The organism is Micromonospora sp. NPDC005254, from assembly GCF_042872525.1.
GTDB lineage: Bacteria > Actinomycetota > Actinomycetes > Mycobacteriales > Micromonosporaceae > Micromonospora.
Genome location: NZ_JBIAKM010000007.1, coordinates 269,990 through 284,622 on the forward strand (window position 1 = coordinate 269,990; position 14,633 = coordinate 284,622).

Consider the following 14,633-nt stretch of genomic DNA (forward strand, 5'->3'; position numbering starts at 1 on the left):
AAGCGCGCAGATGACCAGCAGAAAAGGCACGATCGCGGGAGTGCCCGCGGGACGGGGGACGGGCTGATGCCACAGGGACAGCCGAGCGTGGTGCCCGCTGACGGGTTGACGACCCGGCAGCGGCGGCACCGGCCACTGCTGATCATCCACACCGGACAGATGAAGGGGAAGTCGACCGCTGCCTTCGGGTTGGCGTTGCGGGCGTGGACCGCCGGCCTGCCGGTCGGGGTGTTCCAGTTCGTCAAGAGCGCCAAGTGGCGGGTGGGGGAGGAGAACGCCTTCCGGGCGCTCGGCGAGGTGCACGAGCGTACCGGCCAGGGCGCGCCGGTGGCCTGGCACAAGATGGGCGAGGGCTGGTCCTGGATCCAGCGCGGCGGCGAGGCCGACCACGCCGTGGACGCCCTGGAGGGCTGGCGGCAGATCCAGCGCGACCTGGCCGCGCAGCGGTACGGGCTGTACGTGCTGGACGAGTTCACCTACCCGATGAAGTGGGGTTGGGTGGACGTCGACGAGGTGGTCGCCACCCTGGCCGACCGCCCCGGCTTCCAGCACGTCGTCATCACCGGCCGGGACGCCGACCCGCGCCTGATCGCCGCCGCGGACCTGGTGGCCGAGCTGACCAAGGTCAAGCACCCGATGGACGCCGGCCAGAAGGGCCAGAAGGGCATCGAGTGGTGAGCGCGCCCTGGGCGCTGCCCCGAGTGGTCATCGCCGCGCCGGCCAGCGGCCACGGCAAGACCACCGTCGCCACCGGGCTGCTCGCCGCGCTGCGCCGTCGCGGCCTGACGGTCAGCCCGCACAAGGTCGGCCCGGACTACATCGACCCCGGCTACCACGCCCTCGCCGCCGGGCGGCCCGGCCGGAACCTCGATCCGTTCCTGGTCGGAGCCGAGCGGATCGCCGGTCTGCTGCGCCACGGCGCGAGCATCCCGACGCCCGCCGACATCGCCGTGGTGGAGGGTGTGATGGGCCTGCACGACGGCGCGGTGGGCCGACGCGACTTCGCCTCCACCGCGCACGTCGCCCGCCTCCTCGACGCGCCAGTGGTGCTGGTGCTGGACACCACCGCGCAGGGTCGCTCGGCCGCCGCGCTGACCCTCGGCATGGCCGCGTTCGACCCGGCGGTCCGCATCGGCGGGGTGATCCTCAACCGGGTCGGCTCGCCCCGGCACGAGACCCTGCTGCGCGACGCCCTCGCCGAGGTGGGCGTACCGGTGCTCGGGGCGGTCACCCGCGCCGCCGAGGTCGCCGCGCCGGCCCGGCATCTCGGGCTGGTCCCGGTCGCCGAGCGGGCGCCCGAGTCCCTCGCGATCGTCGCCGCCCTCGCCGAGCTGGTCGAGGCCACCGTGGATCTCGACGCCGTGCTCGACCTGGCCCGCACCGCCGCGCCGCTGACCACCCCGGCGTGGGACCCGGTCGCCGCCGTCGGCGGGCCGGCCGGCCACGAACGCCCGCTCGTCGCGCTCGCCGGTGGTCCGGCCTTCACCTTCTCGTACGCGGAGACCGCCGAACTGCTCACCGCCGCCGGGGCGGACGTGGTCACCGTCGACCCGCTGCGCGACCCGGCGCTGCCCGCCGGCACCCGCGCGGTCGTGATCGGCGGCGGGTTCCCCGAGGCGTACGCGGAGGCCCTCGCGGGCAACGGCACGCTCCGGGCCGAGCTGGCCGACTTCGACGGGCCGATCGTGGCCGAGTGCGCCGGGCTGCTCTACCTCGGGCAGGCCCTGGACGGCGTACCGATGTGCGGTCGGCTGGACCTCACCGCCCGGATGACCGGCCGGCTCACCCTCGGCTACCGCGAGGCCCTGGCCGTCACCGACTCCCCGGTGGCCCGCGCGGGCGAGCCGGTACGCGGCCACGAGTTCCACCGCACCACCACCGACCCCGCTCACGGCGAGCGGCCGGCGTGGCGCTGGAACGGCACGGACCACGGCTTCGTCGCCGGCCGCGTGCACGCCTCCTACCTGCACACCCACTGGGCCGGCCACCCCGCCGCCGCCCGCCGGCTGGTCGAGGCGTGCCGATGAGCGCGCAGCGCACCCACGCGGGGCCGACCGCTGACGCGTGTCCCGCCGACGCCACGCTGACCGGCGTCGGTGTCGGGCCGGGTGACCCGGAACTGCTCACCGTCAAGGCCGTACGGATCCTGCGCGCGGCCGACGCGGTGTTCGTACCCGTGATGGCGGACCGGGTCGCGCCGAGCGCGACCGCCGGTGCGACGCCGCCGGGCGCGCAGGCCGGGCGGGCCGAGGCGACCGTCCGGGAGTACGTGCCGGCGGACCGGCTGCGTCGGCTGCCGTTCGCCCTCGACGACCGGGGTGGGGTGACCGCCCGCCGGGCGGCGGCCTGGGACGACGCCGCCCGGAGCGTGGTCGACGCGGTCGACGCGGGCGCGCGGTCCCTCGCCTTCGCCACCATCGGCGACCCCAACGTCTACTCCACCTTCGGCTATCTGGCGCAGAGCGTCCGCGCGCTGCGCCCCACCGTGCGGGTGGCGACCGTGCCCGGTGTGACCGCCATGCAGGAGCTGGCCGCCCGCAGCGGCATTCCGCTCTGCGAGGGACGCGAACCGCTCACCCTGCTGCCGGCCACCGCCGGTCTGGCGCTGTTCGCCGACGCCCTCGCCGGGCCGGGCACCGTTGTCGCCTACAAGGGCTGGCGGCGGCACCCGGAGCTGCTCGCCGAACTGCGCCGGCAGGGCCGCCTCGCCGACGCGGTGCTCGGGCGCAGCCTCGGCCTGCCCGGGGAGAGCGTCGGCGGGGTCGACGACACCGCGCACGACCTGCCGTACCTGTCGACGTTGCTGGTGCCCGCCCGCCGCGACCACCGAGGAGGAAAGCTGTGACCAGCAACGGCAAGGTGTGGTTCGTCGGGGCCGGCCCGGGTGCGGCGGACCTGCTGACCCTGCGGGCCGCCCGGGTGATCGCCGCGGCGGACATCGTGATCTGGGCGGCCAGCCTGGTGCACGCCGACGTCCTCGACCACGCCCGCCTCGACGCGGAGATCGTCGACTCGTCGCAGCTGCCCATCGAGGGCGTGCTCCCGCTCTACCAGCGCGCCGCCGAGCAGGGGCTGACGGTGGCCCGCATCCACTCCGGCGACCCGGCGCTCTGGGGCGCCGTGCAGGAGCAACTGGACCTGTGCCGAACGCTCGACCTGGCCGTCGAGATCGTGCCCGGAGTGTCGTCGTTCACCGCCGTCGCGGCGCTCGTCGGGCGGGAGCTGACCGTGCCCGAGGTCGCCCAGTCGGTGATCCTTACCCGCCTCGAAGGGGGCAAGACCCCGATGCCGCCCGGCGAGCGGGTCCGCGACTTCGCCCGGCACGGCACCACCATGGCGCTGTTCCTCTCCGCCGCCCGCTCCGGTCAGGTGCAGGCCGAGCTGCTGGCCGGCGGCTACCCGGCGGACACCCCGGCCGTGGTGGCGTACCAGGCGACGTGGCCCGACGAGCTGGTCGTGCGCTGCACGGTCGGCACCCTGGAGGCCACGGTCAAGCAGCACAGGCTGTGGAAACACACCCTCTTCCTGGTCGGGCCGGCGCTGGCCGCCGAGGGCACCCGCTCGCACCTGTACCACCCCGGGCACTTCCACACCTTCCGTCGCGCCGAGCCGGTCGCCCGTGCCGAGCTGCGCCGCCAGTCCGGCGGTCGCGCCGGGGGAACAGGCACCCCGTGACGTACGCCGAGCCGCCGCTGCGCGAGCCGGACCTGCCGCGTACGGCGAAGGTCCGGCCCACCGCGCTGCGGACGGGTTGGACCACCGGGGCCTGCGCCACGGCCGCGGCGAAGGCCGCCGTCTCGGCGCTCGTCACCGGGGTGGCCCCGCCGGAGGTGGAGATCGGGCTGCCCGCCGGGCGGCGGGTGCGGTTCCCGGTCGAACGCTGCGAGGTGACCGGCAGCCCGCCGGCGCGCGCCGAGGCGGTGGTCGTGAAGGACGCCGGTGACGACCCGGACGTCACCCACGGCGCCGAGCTGACCGCCACCGTGGACTGGACCGACGTCCCCGGGCTGCGCCTGGCCGGCGGTCCCGGCGTCGGCACCGTCACCAAGCCGGGCCTCGGGCTCGCGGTCGGTGGCCCGGCCATCAACGACACCCCACGCCGGATGATCGGCGAGGCGGTGGCCGAGGTCGTCGACCTCACCGAGGTCGGTGTCCGCGTGGTCATCAGCGTGCCCCGGGGCGAGATCATGGCCCGCAAGACCACCAACCGGCGGCTCGGCATCCTCGGCGGCATCTCGATCCTCGGCACCACCGGGATCGTCCGACCCTTCTCCACCGCCTCCTGGCGGGCCAGCGTCGTCCAGGCCGTGCACGTGATGGCGGCCCAGGGCGAGCGGACGGTGGTGCTGTGCACCGGCGGGCGTACCGAGCGGGCCGCCCGCGCGCTGCTGCCCGAGCTGCCCGAGGTGTGCTTCGTCGAGGTGGGCGACTTCACCGGCGCCGCCGTCACCGCCGCCGTGGGCGACGCGATGACCGGGGTGGTCTTCGTCGGCATGGCCGGCAAGCTCGCCAAACTCGCCGCCGGAATCCTGATGACCCACTACACCCGCTCGAAGGTGGACCTGTCGCTGCTCGGCGCGGTGACGGCCGACGCCGGTGGCGATCCGGCGCTGGTCGCCGCGGTGACCGAGGCGAACACCGGGCGGCACGCGTACGAGCTGTGGGAGGCCGCCGGGCTGCTCGGCCCGGCCGGGGACCTGCTCTGCCAGCGGGTCGGGCAGGTGCTGCGGCGCTTCGCCGGGCCGACGGTCACCGTGGACGTGGCGATGGTCGACTTCGCCGGCGCGCGGGTGGTCGCCTCGTCGGGCCGGTGGCCGCGATGAGCCGGGCGACCGCGGCGGCCGCCGAGCCGCTGGCGAACCTGGCGTACCCGGACGCGTTGGTGACCGAGTCCGCCCCGGGGGCGGTGGTGACAGTGGTCGGGGTGGACGCGGCCGGCGCGCCACCGCACCCCGCCCTCGCGCCCGCGCTGGCCGGGGCCGGGCTTGTCGTCGGAGCGGCCCGGCACCTGGCCGCCGTTTCCGTGCCGCCCGGCGTGGACACCGTCCTCCTCGGGCCGCTCGCCCCGGCCGTACGGCGACTGAGCGTCGCCGTGGCCGCCGGGGTGCCGGCCGTGGTGCTGGCCAGCGGCGATCCCGGCCTGTTCGGCATCGTCCGGCGGCTGCGCGCGGCCGGGCTGCCCCTGCGGGTGGTGCCGGCGGTCTCCAGTGTGGCCGCCGCGTTCGCCCGTGCCGGGCTGCCCTGGGACGGTGCCGCCGTGGTCACCGCGCACGGCCGCGACCCGCGACCGGCCCTGAACGCCTGCCGGGCGCTGCCCCTGGTCGCGGTGCTCACCGCGCCGGGCGTCGGCGCGGCCGAGCTGGGCGCCGGACTGATCGGCTGGTCCCGCCGGCTGGTGGTCGCCGAACACCTCGGCACCGACGCCGAACGCGTCCGGGCGGTGACCCCCGAGCAGGCCGCCGCCGGCACCTGGTCCGACCCGCACGTCCTGCTCAGCATCGCCGACACCGCACCCGCCGGATTCGTGCCCACCGACGTCACGCCCGACCGGGTCGCAACCGGTGGGATGCGCGCCGACAACCAACCCGCCGCCGCGCCGGCCGGTGGCTGGGCGTTGCCGGAGGACCGGTACGCCCACCGCGATTCCATGATCACGAAGTCCGAGGTGCGTGCTCTCGTCGTCGCCCGGCTGCGGCCTCGTCTGGGCCGGCTGGTCTGGGACGTCGGCGCGGGCAGCGGCTCGGTCGGCATCGAGTGCGCGTTGCTCGGCGCTGCCGTGCTCGCCGTCGAACGGGACCCCGCGTCCGCCGCGACGATTCGGGACAACGCCGCGACGCACGCCGTCGACGTGCGGATCGTCGTCGGGCGGGCCCCGGAGGCGCTGGCCGGGTTGCCCGAGCCGGACGCGGTCTTCGTCGGCGGTGGCGGTGTCGACGTCCTCACCGCCGTGGTGGCCCGCCGACCCGAGCGGGTGGTGCTCACGCTGGCCGCGCTGGACCGCGTCGCGCCGGCCGTGGGCCTGCTGCGCGCCGCCGGCTACACCGTCGAGGGCAGCCAGCTCTCCGCCGCCCGCCTCGCCGACCTGCCCGGTGGGTCGATCCGCCTCGCGGCCACCAACCCGGTGGTCGTCCTCACCGGGGAGCGCCCGTGACCGACCAGAACCCGCCTGCCCGGATCGGCCTGGTGGCGGCCACCGCCGCTGGCCGACGGCACGCCGACACCCTGACCGCCGCGTGGCCGCACGCCCGGCTGGTCGAGGGGGAGACCGTCGCCGACGCGCTGCGCAGCGCCTGGGCCGGCTGTGACGCGGTGATCGCGTTCCTGGCCACCGGGGCGGTGGTGCGCATCCTCGCGCCGCTGCTCGACGACAAGCGCACCGACCCGGCCGTGGTGGTCGTCGACGAGGCGGCCCGGCACGCCGTGGCGCTGCTGGGCGGTCACGCCGGCGGGGCCAATGCCCTCGCCGAGCAGGTCGCCGCGCTGCTCGACGCCCGACCGGTGATCACCACCGCCACCGACGCGGTCGGCCTGCCGGGGCTGGACACCCTCGGCTGGCCGGTGCAGGGCGCGGTCGCCGCGGTGTCCCGGGCCATCCTGGACGGTGAACCGGTCCGGCTGATCGCCGACGCCGACTGGCCGCTGCCCGCCCTGCCCCCCAACGTGCGGGCCGCCGCCCATCCCGAGTCCGCCGCCGGCCCCGCCGGCAGCGGCCCCGCCGGCAGCGGCCCCGCCGGCAGCGGCCCCGCCGGCGGCAGCGCCGGGTACCGGCTGCTGGTCACCGACCGCGTCGTGCCGCTCGACGAGCGGACCGCCGTGCTGCGGCCGCCGTCGCTGGTCGCCGGCGTCGGCGCGAGTCGGGGCGTGCCGGCCGCCGAGGTGGCGGAGCTGCTGCACCGGGTGCTGGCCGAGGCCGGCCTCGACCCGGCGAGCCTGCGCTGCCTGGCCAGCGCCGACGTCAAAGCCGACGAGGCGGGCATCCGCAGCACCGCCGACGCGCTCGGCGTACCCCTGGTGACCTGGCCGGCGACGCGGCTGGCAACTGTCGACGTGCCGCATCCCAGCGAGGTGGTCCGCGCCGCGGTCGGCACGCCGAGCGTCGCGGAGGCCGCGGCGCTGCTCGGACCGGACGGCCGATCCGACGACGCGACGCTGCTGGTCGGCAAGACCGCGACGGCGATGGCGACCGTCGCGGTGGCCCGGCACGCGCCGCGCGGCCGGCTCGCCGTCGTCGGCCTCGGGCCGGGCGCCGCCGACCTGCGGACCCCCCGCGCGGTGGCGGAGTTGCGTCGCGCGGCGGTGGTGGTCGGCCTGGACCAGTACCTCGACCAGGTGCGGGACGTGCTGCGGCCGGGCACCCGGGTGCTGTCCAGCGGGCTTGGCGCGGAGGAGGCGCGGGCCCGCGCGGCCGTCGCCGAGGCCGCCGCCGGCCGGGCGGTCGCGCTGATCGGCTCCGGCGACGCCGGGGTGTACGCGATGGCGAGCCCCGCCCTGGAGTACGCCGACGAGCGGATCGACGTGGTGGGTGTGCCCGGGGTGACCGCCGCGCTCGCCGCGGGGGCGCTGCTCGGCGCGCCGCTCGGGCACGACCACGCCTACGTGAGCCTGTCCGACCTGCACACCCCGTGGGAGGTCATCGAGCGGCGGGTGACCGCCGCCGCCGAGGGCGACTTCGTGACGCTGTTCTACAACCCGCGGAGCCGGGCGCGCGACTGGCAGCTCGGCAAGGCGCTCGGCATCCTCGCCGCGCACCGGCCACCGGACACCCCGGTCGGCGTGGTTCGCAACGCCAGCCGCCCCGGCGAGTGGGTGCACCTGGCGACGCTGGCCACGCTCGACCCGGTGATCGTCGACATGTACAGCGTGGTCGTGGTCGGCAACAGCGACACCCGGTTGGTCGCCGGCCGGATGGTCACGCCCCGGGGGTACCGGTGGCAATCGTGACCATCGGCGCCTGCCAGGGCTGCGGCGCCTGCCTGCTCACCTGTCCCACGCACGCGATCCGGCCGGTCGTCGGCGGCCTGACGGTACGCGCCGACCGCTGCACCGGCTGCCTGGAGTGCCTGGAGATCTGCCCGGTCGACGCGATCCGCGTCGCCGGGCCCGACCCTAGCGAAGGAGCCCGATGAGCCGGGTGGTGCATCCGATCGAGGTCGAGTCGTACCGCATCCTGCGCGAGCGGGTCGACCTGTCGCACCTGCCGCCGCTGAGCCGAGCGGTGACCGAACGGGTGGTACACGCCAGCGCCGACCTCGCGTACGTCGACGACCTGGTCTGCGACGAGACCGCCCTGGAAGCGGGGTTGGCGGCGCTGCGCGCCGGTGCGCCAGTGGTCACCGACGTGGCGATGGTCGCCGCCGGCATCACCCGCGCCGGCCTGGAGCTGGTCTGCCCGGTCGCCGAGCCGGCCGCCGCCCAACTGGGCCGCGCGGCCGGCATCACCCGCTCGGCGGCCGCCGTGCGGATCGCGCTGGACCGGGTCGGCCCCGGCGCGGTGTGGGTGGTCGGTTGCGCGCCCACCGCGCTCGTCGAACTGCTCACCCTCAACGCCGCGCCCGCGCTGGTCGTCGGCCTGCCGGTCGGCTTCGTGGGCGCCGCCGAGTCGAAGGCGGCGCTGCGGGCCAGCGGCCTGCCCGGGGTGTCCAACGTGGGCGAGAAGGGTGGCTCGGCGGTCGCCGCCGCCGCCCTCAATGCCCTGCTCTACACCGAGGAGAAGTCATGACCGGTCTGGTCATCGTCGGGCACGGCACGCGCAGCGCTGCCGGGGTCGACCAGTTCGCCGCGCTCGTCGAGCGGGTCCGCCGTCGCGGTGACGTCGCGGACGTCGAGGGCGGCTTCATCGAGCTGTCCCGCCCGCCGCTGACCGACGCGGTCGGCGCGCTCGTCGCACGCGGGCACCGGGCCCTCGTCGCGTTGCCGCTGGTGCTCACCGGCGCCGGGCACGGCAAGGGCGACATCCCCGCCGCCATGGGCCGCGAGCAGGAGCGGCACCCCGGGCTGACGTACCGCTACGGACGTCCGCTCGGCCCCCACCCGCTGCTGCACACGGCCCTCGAAGAGCGCATCGACGCCGCGTTGGCGGGTGCCGACCGGGCCGGCACGTGGGTGGCGTTGATCGGGCGGGGGTCCACCGACCCGGACGCCAACGCCGAGGTCGCCAAGGTCGCCCGGCTGCTCTGGGAGGGGCGCGGCTACGCGGGCGTGGAGCCGGGGTTCATCTCCCTGGCGCAGCCGTCGGTGCCGGAGGTGCTGGACCGGTTGCGCCGGCTCGGCGCGCGGCGGATCGTCGTCGCGCCGTACTTCCTGTTCGCCGGGGTGCTGCCCGACCGGATCGTCGCCCAGTCGGCGGAGTTCGCCGCCGCGCACCCCGACCTGGACGTCCGGGTCGCCGAGGTGATCGGCGACTGTGACGCCCTCGCGGATCTGTTGCTCGAACGCCACGCCGAGGCGCTGGGCGGGGACATTCGGATGAACTGCGACACCTGCGTGTACCGGGTGTTGATGCCCGGCTTCGCGGACAAGGTGGGTCGCCCGCAACGCCCGCACGACCACCCCGACGACCCGGTCGGCCATCACCATCACCACCACGGGCAGGACCACCACCACGATCACGGTTCGGTCGCCGTGGTCGGCGGCGGGCCGGGGCCCGACGACCTGATCACGGTACGCGGCAGGGCGCTGCTCGACGCCGCGGACGTCGTGGTGGTCGACCGGCTCGCCCCGCAGGGGCTGCTCGCCGGGCTGCGCCCCGACGTGCTGGTCATCGACGCCGCGAAGGTGCCCCGTGGCCCGTCGATGGCCCAGGACGCGATCAACGCGGCCCTGGTGTCGCACGCCAAGGCCGGTCGCCGGGTGGTGCGGCTCAAGGGCGGCGACCCGTACGTCTTCGGACGCGGCCACGAGGAGGTGCAGGCCTGCGCGGCGGCCGGCGTACCGGTGACTGTGGTCCCGGGGGTCAGCAGTGCCCTCGCCGCGCCGGCCCTCGCCGGCGTGCCGGTCACGCACCGGGGTGTGGCGCACGAGGTCACCGTGGTCTCCGGGCATCTGCCGCCCGGGCACCCCGACTCGCTTGTCGACTGGGCGGCGCTGGCCCGCGCCCGGGGCACCGTCGTGCTGCTGATGGCCGTGGACACCATCGCGAAGATCGCGGCCGTGCTGGTCGAGCACGGTCGGGCTCCGGAGACCCCGGTGCTGGCCGTGCAGGACGCCGGTCTGCCCGGCCAGCGGTCCGTGCCGGCCCGACTGGACGAGATCGGCGCGGTCGCCGCCCGCGAGGGCATCGGCCCGCCGGCCGTCTTCGTGCTCGGCCCGGTGGTCGCTCTCGCGGCCACCGGGCCGAGCGCCTGACGGCTACTCGCTGCGGGCGGTCTCCGGCCCGGTGATGCGTTGCAGCAGCGGCAACGTGGAGGCGATGACGCCGAGGCAGGCGACCAGCCCGACGACGACGATCACGTAGAAGCGCGGCCCCGGCGCGACCAGCGTGTAGTCCATCTGTGCCCGCAGGAACAGATGCGCGGCGAGCAGGCCCATCCCGATGGCGAGCGCGGCGACGGCGAGCATCGGTACGGCGCTCTCCAGCGCCACCACCCGTCGCAGGACCCGCACCGGAGCGCCGCTGAGGCGCAGCAGGCTGAACGGACGGCGGCGTTCGGTCAGGCCGCCGATGACGCTCACCGCGAGGCTGCACCCGCCGAGCGCGAGGCTGGCGATGATGATGACGTTGGCCAGTTGTTCCCAGCCGCGCAGCGTGTCGGCGAAGTCCGACTCGAAGTCGCCGGGCACGTTCGGCCCCACCCAGAAGGTCGGGAAGGCGACCTCCAGCACGGTGCGGACGCGCTCGATGGTTGCGGCGGAGCCGTCCGTGCCGACGCTTATCGATCCGACCGGTAGCCGGTGGAGGTCGTCGAGGGTGAGAGACGCGGCGGGCCAGACCGTCGCGGGTGACGCCGACTCCCGCCAGCGGCTGAGGCCTATCGGCACCTCGATGACGCTCGCGCCCTCGGCGCACCGGCCGTACGCGCTCGGGAGGTCGGCGCACGCCAACAATCCGCCCTCGCCACCGCTGATCATGTCCGGGTCTTCCCGGATGGCGGTCGCGGACCGCACGCCGCTGATCGCCCGCAACTCGGCGAAGAGCGTGTCCGGCACCGACGTCGCCTTCTCGTCGAAGACGGTGGTGACCGTGCCGGCGTCGGTCGAGCCGACCGGGGCCGGGCCACGTTCATCGACGATCGTGGTGATCACGCCGACGGCCACGCTCGTGACGAAGAGCGCGAGCATGATGCCGCTGATCGCCCGGAAGCCGGCCTTCGGGTTGTCGGCGAGGCGTCGCGCGGCGATGAGCGTGGCCGGACGGTTGGCGTACCGGGCCATCACCCGGGCACCGACCATCGTCAACCACGGGCCGGCGAAGACCAGGCCGGCCATGATGAGCAGCAGGCCGGGCAGGAAGATCGCGGTCTGACCGTCGGACGACTCGGGCCGGTAGCCGAGCGCGAACACCAGCACGGCGACACCGAGCAGCATCGGGATCAGCCGGTACGCGCGCGGCGCGCGGGGGGTGACCCGCCGGGTCACGCCCAGCGGCGAGATCCGTACGCGGCGCAGCGAGACCTGGGCGGCCAGCGCCGCGCCGGCCGGGACGCCGAGCGCCACGAGCAGGACGTTCAGCAGGCCCAGGGACATGTCGCCGGGGAAGAACGGCATGCCGGTGAACGGGATGCCCGCGAGCGAGCCCCGGAACGCGTAGAACAGGCCGAAGCCGACGGCGGTGCCGGCGACGGCGGCGGCCGCCGCCTCCACCGCGGCGACCGTCGAGATCTGCCGGGGTGTCGCGCCGACCAGGCGCATCGCGGCGAAACGCTGCTCCCGGCGGGCGGCGCTGAGCCGGGTCGCGGTGCCGATGAAGATCAGCACCGGGAAGAGCAGCCCGCCGGCGATCACACCCAGGATGAGGTTCACCGTGGTCTCGGGGAGGGCGGGCTTGTCATCGAGGTTGGCGACCTGCCGGGAGTTGGGCAGCTTGGCGACGCTGTCCGGCGTGCCGCCCACGATGGCGAGCAGCGCGTCCGGTGAGGTCAACCCGGACGGTCCGACGGTGCCCAGGTCACGCCCCGGGTATCGGTCGGCCAGCTGATCGGCCGGCTGTGCCGCGAACAGTTCCCGCAGCGCCGGCGAGACGTAGAATTCGCCGGGGCCCGGAGTGCTCGGGATCCCGGCCGGGGTGGGCGCGGTCGGTCCGGTGGCGGCGACGTCGATCCGGAGGATCTGCTTGCTGTGGAAGAAGTCGTCCCGCGTCGACCACCACAGTGGATCGGCGGCGCCGGCGGTGGAGGCCTGGGGATAGATCGACGCGTAGCGGGTGAGCTGGGCGTCGACCGCGTTGACCCCGGCGAGGGTGGTCAGCAGCAGCCCGCTGCCGATCGTGACGGCGGCGGCGATGACGAGCAGGCGGGTGAGTGCCTCCCGGCCGCCAGCCAGGGCGAGGCGGAGCCCGAAGCGGATCATGAGGCGATCCGGTCCGGAGCGTTGACGCGCCCGTCGCGCACCATGACCTCGCGGTCGGCGTACGCGGCGATCCTGGCCTCGTGGGTCACCAGGATGACAGTGGTGCCCTGCTCGCGGGCCGCGCTGACCAGCAGGTCCATGACGTGCTCGCCGGTGAGCGAGTCGAGCGCGCCGGTCGGCTCGTCGGCGAAGAGCACCTGCGGCTCGGCGACCAGGCCGCGGGCCAGGGCGACGCGTTGCGCCTGCCCGCCGGACAACTCGCCCGAGCGCCGCTGCTCCAGGCCGTCCAGGCCGAGGCGCGCGAACCAGGCGTACGCCTTGGGCAACGCCTGCTTGCGGTGTACGCCACTGAGCAGCAGGGGCAGGGCGACGTTCTCCACCGCGGTCAGCTCGGGGACGAGTTGGCCGAACTGGAACACGAAGCCGAACCGGTCGCGACGCAGGCTGCTGCGCTGGGTCTCGGGCATGGCGTCGACCCGGGCCCCGTCGAAGAGGATCTCGCCGGAGCTGGGCACGAGGATGCCCGCCAGGCAGTGCAGCAGAGTGGACTTGCCCGAGCCGCTGGGGCCCATGACGGCGAGGATCTCGCCCGCCTCCACGGCGACGCTGGCGCCGCGCAGGGCGGGTGTCTGGCCGAAGGCGAATTCCACGTCCCGTGCTTCGATCACGACGCTCATGGCCGCACCTCTTTCCGCAGGGCGTCCAGGCGGGCGCCGGTCATCTCGATCCACCGGAGGTCCGCCTCCAGGTGGTACAGGCCGTGGTCGGCGAGCAGCGCGTCGACCAGGCTGCCGGCGCGCTTGATCTCGGTCAGCTCACGCATCCGCTGCAGGTGCGCGCTGCGCTGGGTGTCGAGGTACTCGGCGGCCGGCCGGTCGAGCATCAGCGCGAGCACGACCTTGGCGAAGAGCACCGTCTGCAGGTGCGGCTCCGGGTCGACCGGCTGGGTCAGCCACTGCTCGACCTCGGTCGCGCCGACGTCGGTGATGACGTAGCGCTTGCGGTCGGGGCCCGAGCCGGGCGCGACGTCGCTGATCACCACCTTGCCGTCGCGGGCCAGGCGGCTGAGGGTGGAGTAGACCTGGCCGAACGGCAGTGGCTTGCCCCGACCGAAGAACGCGTCGTAGTCGCGCTTCAGGTCGTAGCCGTGGCTGGGCTCCCGTTCGAGGAGGCCGAGAAGGGTCAGAGGCACGCTCATGCCAGGAGACTACCCCGAGGGTATACCTCGCGTATATACCCTCGGGGTGTTCTCGGTTGGCCCCTTGCTCAGGGCATGGCGTGCGGAGGTCAGCCCAGCAGGGCGCGGGCCAGGGCGTAGCCGGCGGTGGCCGCGGCGAGCCCGGCCGCGACGCTGCCGAGCACGTTGGCCAGCGCGAGCAGCCGATGACCACCCTTGGTCAGCCGCAACGTCTCGTAGCTGAAGGTGGAGTAGGTGGTCAGGGCGCCGCAGAACCCGGTGCCGAGCAGCGCGCTGACCGCGGGGTCGACCGGCCACCCGACCAGGACGCCGAGCAGCAGCGACCCGACCACGTTGACGCTGAACGTGCCCCAGGGGAACGCCGAGGCGTGGCGGGACTGCACGGCCCGGTCGGTGAGGTAGCGCAGCGGCGCGCCGACGGCCGCCCCCAGGGCGATGAGCAGCACGGTCATCGGGCGACCCGGCGTCGCAGCAGTCCGGTGGCGGCGGCGTCGCCCAACCCGACCGCGACGAGCGCCCCGAGCACCGTCGCGGCCAGGTACGCCAGCGCGACGCCCGGTGCGCCCGCCACGAGGGCCTGCTGGACGTCGACCGCGTAGGTGGAGAACGTGGTGAACCCGCCGAGCACCCCGACCCCGAGGAACGGGCGGGCCAGCGGGTGCCCACCGCCGAGGTGCCCGAGCACCGCCATCAGCACACCGATCAGCAGGCAGCCGGACACGTTGACGCCGAACGTCGCCCACCCGAAGGCGGTCGGCGCGTGCGGGGCGACGTGTTGCAGACCGGCCCGGGCCAGCGCGCCGAGCGCCCCGCCGGCCGCGATCACGGCGAGAATCGTCGCGGGGTGCGCGGTCAGCTCGCGGCGGTCGGCGGGGACCCGCAGGTCGACGTCGGGGTCGGTACGCGGCTCGAACGGCTCTGGCACGGCTCC

General features: G+C 75.4%; 15 protein-coding genes. 10 read left to right on the forward strand and 5 right to left on the reverse strand.

The annotated features are described in order from the left end of the window. Window positions 1-66: 66 nt before the first annotated feature. Genes cobO through cobA form a run of 10 tightly spaced genes read left to right on the forward strand, consistent with a single transcriptional unit; the run spans window position 67 to window position 10,344 of the window. A complete protein-coding gene (gene cobO / locus ACFYPR_RS22600) occupies window positions 67-678 on the forward strand; it encodes a cob(I)yrinic acid a,c-diamide adenosyltransferase (RefSeq protein ID WP_387262279.1) in 612 nt (203 codons plus the stop codon). Next, window positions 672-2,027, forward strand: coding sequence for a cobyrinate a,c-diamide synthase (locus ACFYPR_RS22605; RefSeq protein WP_354863063.1), 1,356 nt, complete (start codon window positions 672-674; stop codon window positions 2,025-2,027). Before cobO ends, ACFYPR_RS22605 begins: the two co-directional genes overlap by 7 nt. Beyond that, window positions 2,024-2,845, forward strand: a complete 822-nt coding sequence (gene cobI / locus ACFYPR_RS22610; protein ID WP_387179762.1) for a precorrin-2 C(20)-methyltransferase — start codon at window positions 2,024-2,026, stop codon at window positions 2,843-2,845. Before ACFYPR_RS22605 ends, cobI begins: the two co-directional genes overlap by 4 nt. Next, window positions 2,842-3,675, forward strand: a complete 834-nt coding sequence (gene cobM / locus ACFYPR_RS22615) for a precorrin-4 C(11)-methyltransferase (protein WP_387262282.1) — start codon at window positions 2,842-2,844, stop codon at window positions 3,673-3,675. The genes cobI and cobM overlap by 4 nt, the downstream gene beginning before the upstream one ends. Continuing rightward, window positions 3,672-4,823, forward strand: a complete 1,152-nt coding sequence (locus ACFYPR_RS22620; protein WP_387262285.1) for a cobalt-precorrin-5B (C(1))-methyltransferase — start codon at window positions 3,672-3,674, stop codon at window positions 4,821-4,823. The genes cobM and ACFYPR_RS22620 overlap by 4 nt, the downstream gene beginning before the upstream one ends. Then, window positions 4,820-6,151 carry a precorrin-6y C5,15-methyltransferase (decarboxylating) subunit CbiE gene (gene cbiE, locus ACFYPR_RS22625; protein ID WP_387262286.1) on the forward strand — a complete coding sequence of 444 codons (1,332 nt, stop codon included), beginning with the start codon at window positions 4,820-4,822 and terminating at the stop codon, window positions 6,149-6,151. Before ACFYPR_RS22620 ends, cbiE begins: the two co-directional genes overlap by 4 nt. Next, window positions 6,148-7,941, forward strand: coding sequence for a precorrin-3B C(17)-methyltransferase (cobJ, locus tag ACFYPR_RS22630; protein ID WP_387262289.1), 1,794 nt, complete (start codon window positions 6,148-6,150; stop codon window positions 7,939-7,941). The genes cbiE and cobJ overlap by 4 nt, the downstream gene beginning before the upstream one ends. Beyond that, a complete protein-coding gene (locus ACFYPR_RS22635; RefSeq protein WP_387262292.1) occupies window positions 7,929-8,126 on the forward strand; it encodes a DUF362 domain-containing protein in 198 nt (65 codons plus the stop codon). The genes cobJ and ACFYPR_RS22635 overlap by 13 nt, the downstream gene beginning before the upstream one ends. Further along, the gene (locus tag ACFYPR_RS22640) at window positions 8,123-8,719 is read left to right on the forward strand and encodes a precorrin-8X methylmutase (RefSeq protein WP_387262295.1); all 597 of its coding nucleotides are present in this window, start codon (window positions 8,123-8,125) and stop codon (window positions 8,717-8,719) included. Before ACFYPR_RS22635 ends, ACFYPR_RS22640 begins: the two co-directional genes overlap by 4 nt. After that, entirely contained in the window at window positions 8,716-10,344 is a 1,629-nt protein-coding gene (cobA, locus tag ACFYPR_RS22645; RefSeq protein WP_387262298.1) for a uroporphyrinogen-III C-methyltransferase, read from the forward strand. The genes ACFYPR_RS22640 and cobA overlap by 4 nt, the downstream gene beginning before the upstream one ends. A 3-nt stretch (window positions 10,345-10,347) precedes the next feature. On the opposite strand, the gene ACFYPR_RS22650 is transcribed toward cobA, so the two are convergent. The 5 genes from ACFYPR_RS22650 to ACFYPR_RS22670 form a co-directional block, all read right to left on the reverse strand. Next, window positions 10,348-12,504, reverse strand: a complete 2,157-nt coding sequence (locus ACFYPR_RS22650) for an FtsX-like permease family protein (RefSeq protein ID WP_354862233.1) — start codon at window positions 12,502-12,504, stop codon at window positions 10,348-10,350. After that, complete coding sequence (locus ACFYPR_RS22655; RefSeq protein ID WP_387179782.1) at window positions 12,501-13,181, reverse strand: ABC transporter ATP-binding protein; 681 nt, start codon at window positions 13,179-13,181, stop codon at window positions 12,501-12,503. Before ACFYPR_RS22655 ends, ACFYPR_RS22650 begins: the two co-directional genes overlap by 4 nt. Continuing rightward, window positions 13,178-13,702: a PadR family transcriptional regulator gene (locus ACFYPR_RS22660; protein WP_354862237.1), complete on the reverse strand. Its 525-nt coding sequence runs from the start codon at window positions 13,700-13,702 to the stop codon at window positions 13,178-13,180. The genes ACFYPR_RS22655 and ACFYPR_RS22660 overlap by 4 nt, the downstream gene beginning before the upstream one ends. A gap of 89 nt (window positions 13,703-13,791) precedes the next feature. Then, the gene (gene crcB / locus ACFYPR_RS22665; RefSeq protein ID WP_387179785.1) at window positions 13,792-14,154 is read right to left on the reverse strand and encodes a fluoride efflux transporter CrcB; all 363 of its coding nucleotides are present in this window, start codon (window positions 14,152-14,154) and stop codon (window positions 13,792-13,794) included. After that, window positions 14,151-14,627: a CrcB family protein gene (locus ACFYPR_RS22670; RefSeq protein WP_354862240.1), complete on the reverse strand. Its 477-nt coding sequence runs from the start codon at window positions 14,625-14,627 to the stop codon at window positions 14,151-14,153. Before ACFYPR_RS22670 ends, crcB begins: the two co-directional genes overlap by 4 nt. Window positions 14,628-14,633 lie beyond the last annotated feature (6 nt).

What these genes read in the sequence shown, in the direction of transcription:
- cobO (WP_387262279.1), top strand. Translation starts at nt 67, where the DNA reads ATGCCACAGGGACAGCCGAGCGTGGTGCCCGCTGACGGGTTGACGACC.
- ACFYPR_RS22650 (WP_354862233.1), bottom strand. Translation starts at nt 12,504, where the DNA reads ATGATCCGCTTCGGGCTCCGCCTCGCCCTGGCTGGCGGCCGGGAGGCA.
- ACFYPR_RS22640 (WP_387262295.1), top strand. Translation starts at nt 8,123, where the DNA reads ATGAGCCGGGTGGTGCATCCGATCGAGGTCGAGTCGTACCGCATCCTG.
- crcB (WP_387179785.1), bottom strand. Translation starts at nt 14,154, where the DNA reads ATGACCGTGCTGCTCATCGCCCTGGGGGCGGCCGTCGGCGCGCCGCTG.
- cbiE (WP_387262286.1), top strand. Translation starts at nt 4,820, where the DNA reads ATGAGCCGGGCGACCGCGGCGGCCGCCGAGCCGCTGGCGAACCTGGCG.
- cobI (WP_387179762.1), top strand. Translation starts at nt 2,024, where the DNA reads ATGAGCGCGCAGCGCACCCACGCGGGGCCGACCGCTGACGCGTGTCCC.
- ACFYPR_RS22655 (WP_387179782.1), bottom strand. Translation starts at nt 13,181, where the DNA reads ATGAGCGTCGTGATCGAAGCACGGGACGTGGAATTCGCCTTCGGCCAG.
- cobA (WP_387262298.1), top strand. Translation starts at nt 8,716, where the DNA reads ATGACCGGTCTGGTCATCGTCGGGCACGGCACGCGCAGCGCTGCCGGG.
- ACFYPR_RS22660 (WP_354862237.1), bottom strand. Translation starts at nt 13,702, where the DNA reads ATGAGCGTGCCTCTGACCCTTCTCGGCCTCCTCGAACGGGAGCCCAGC.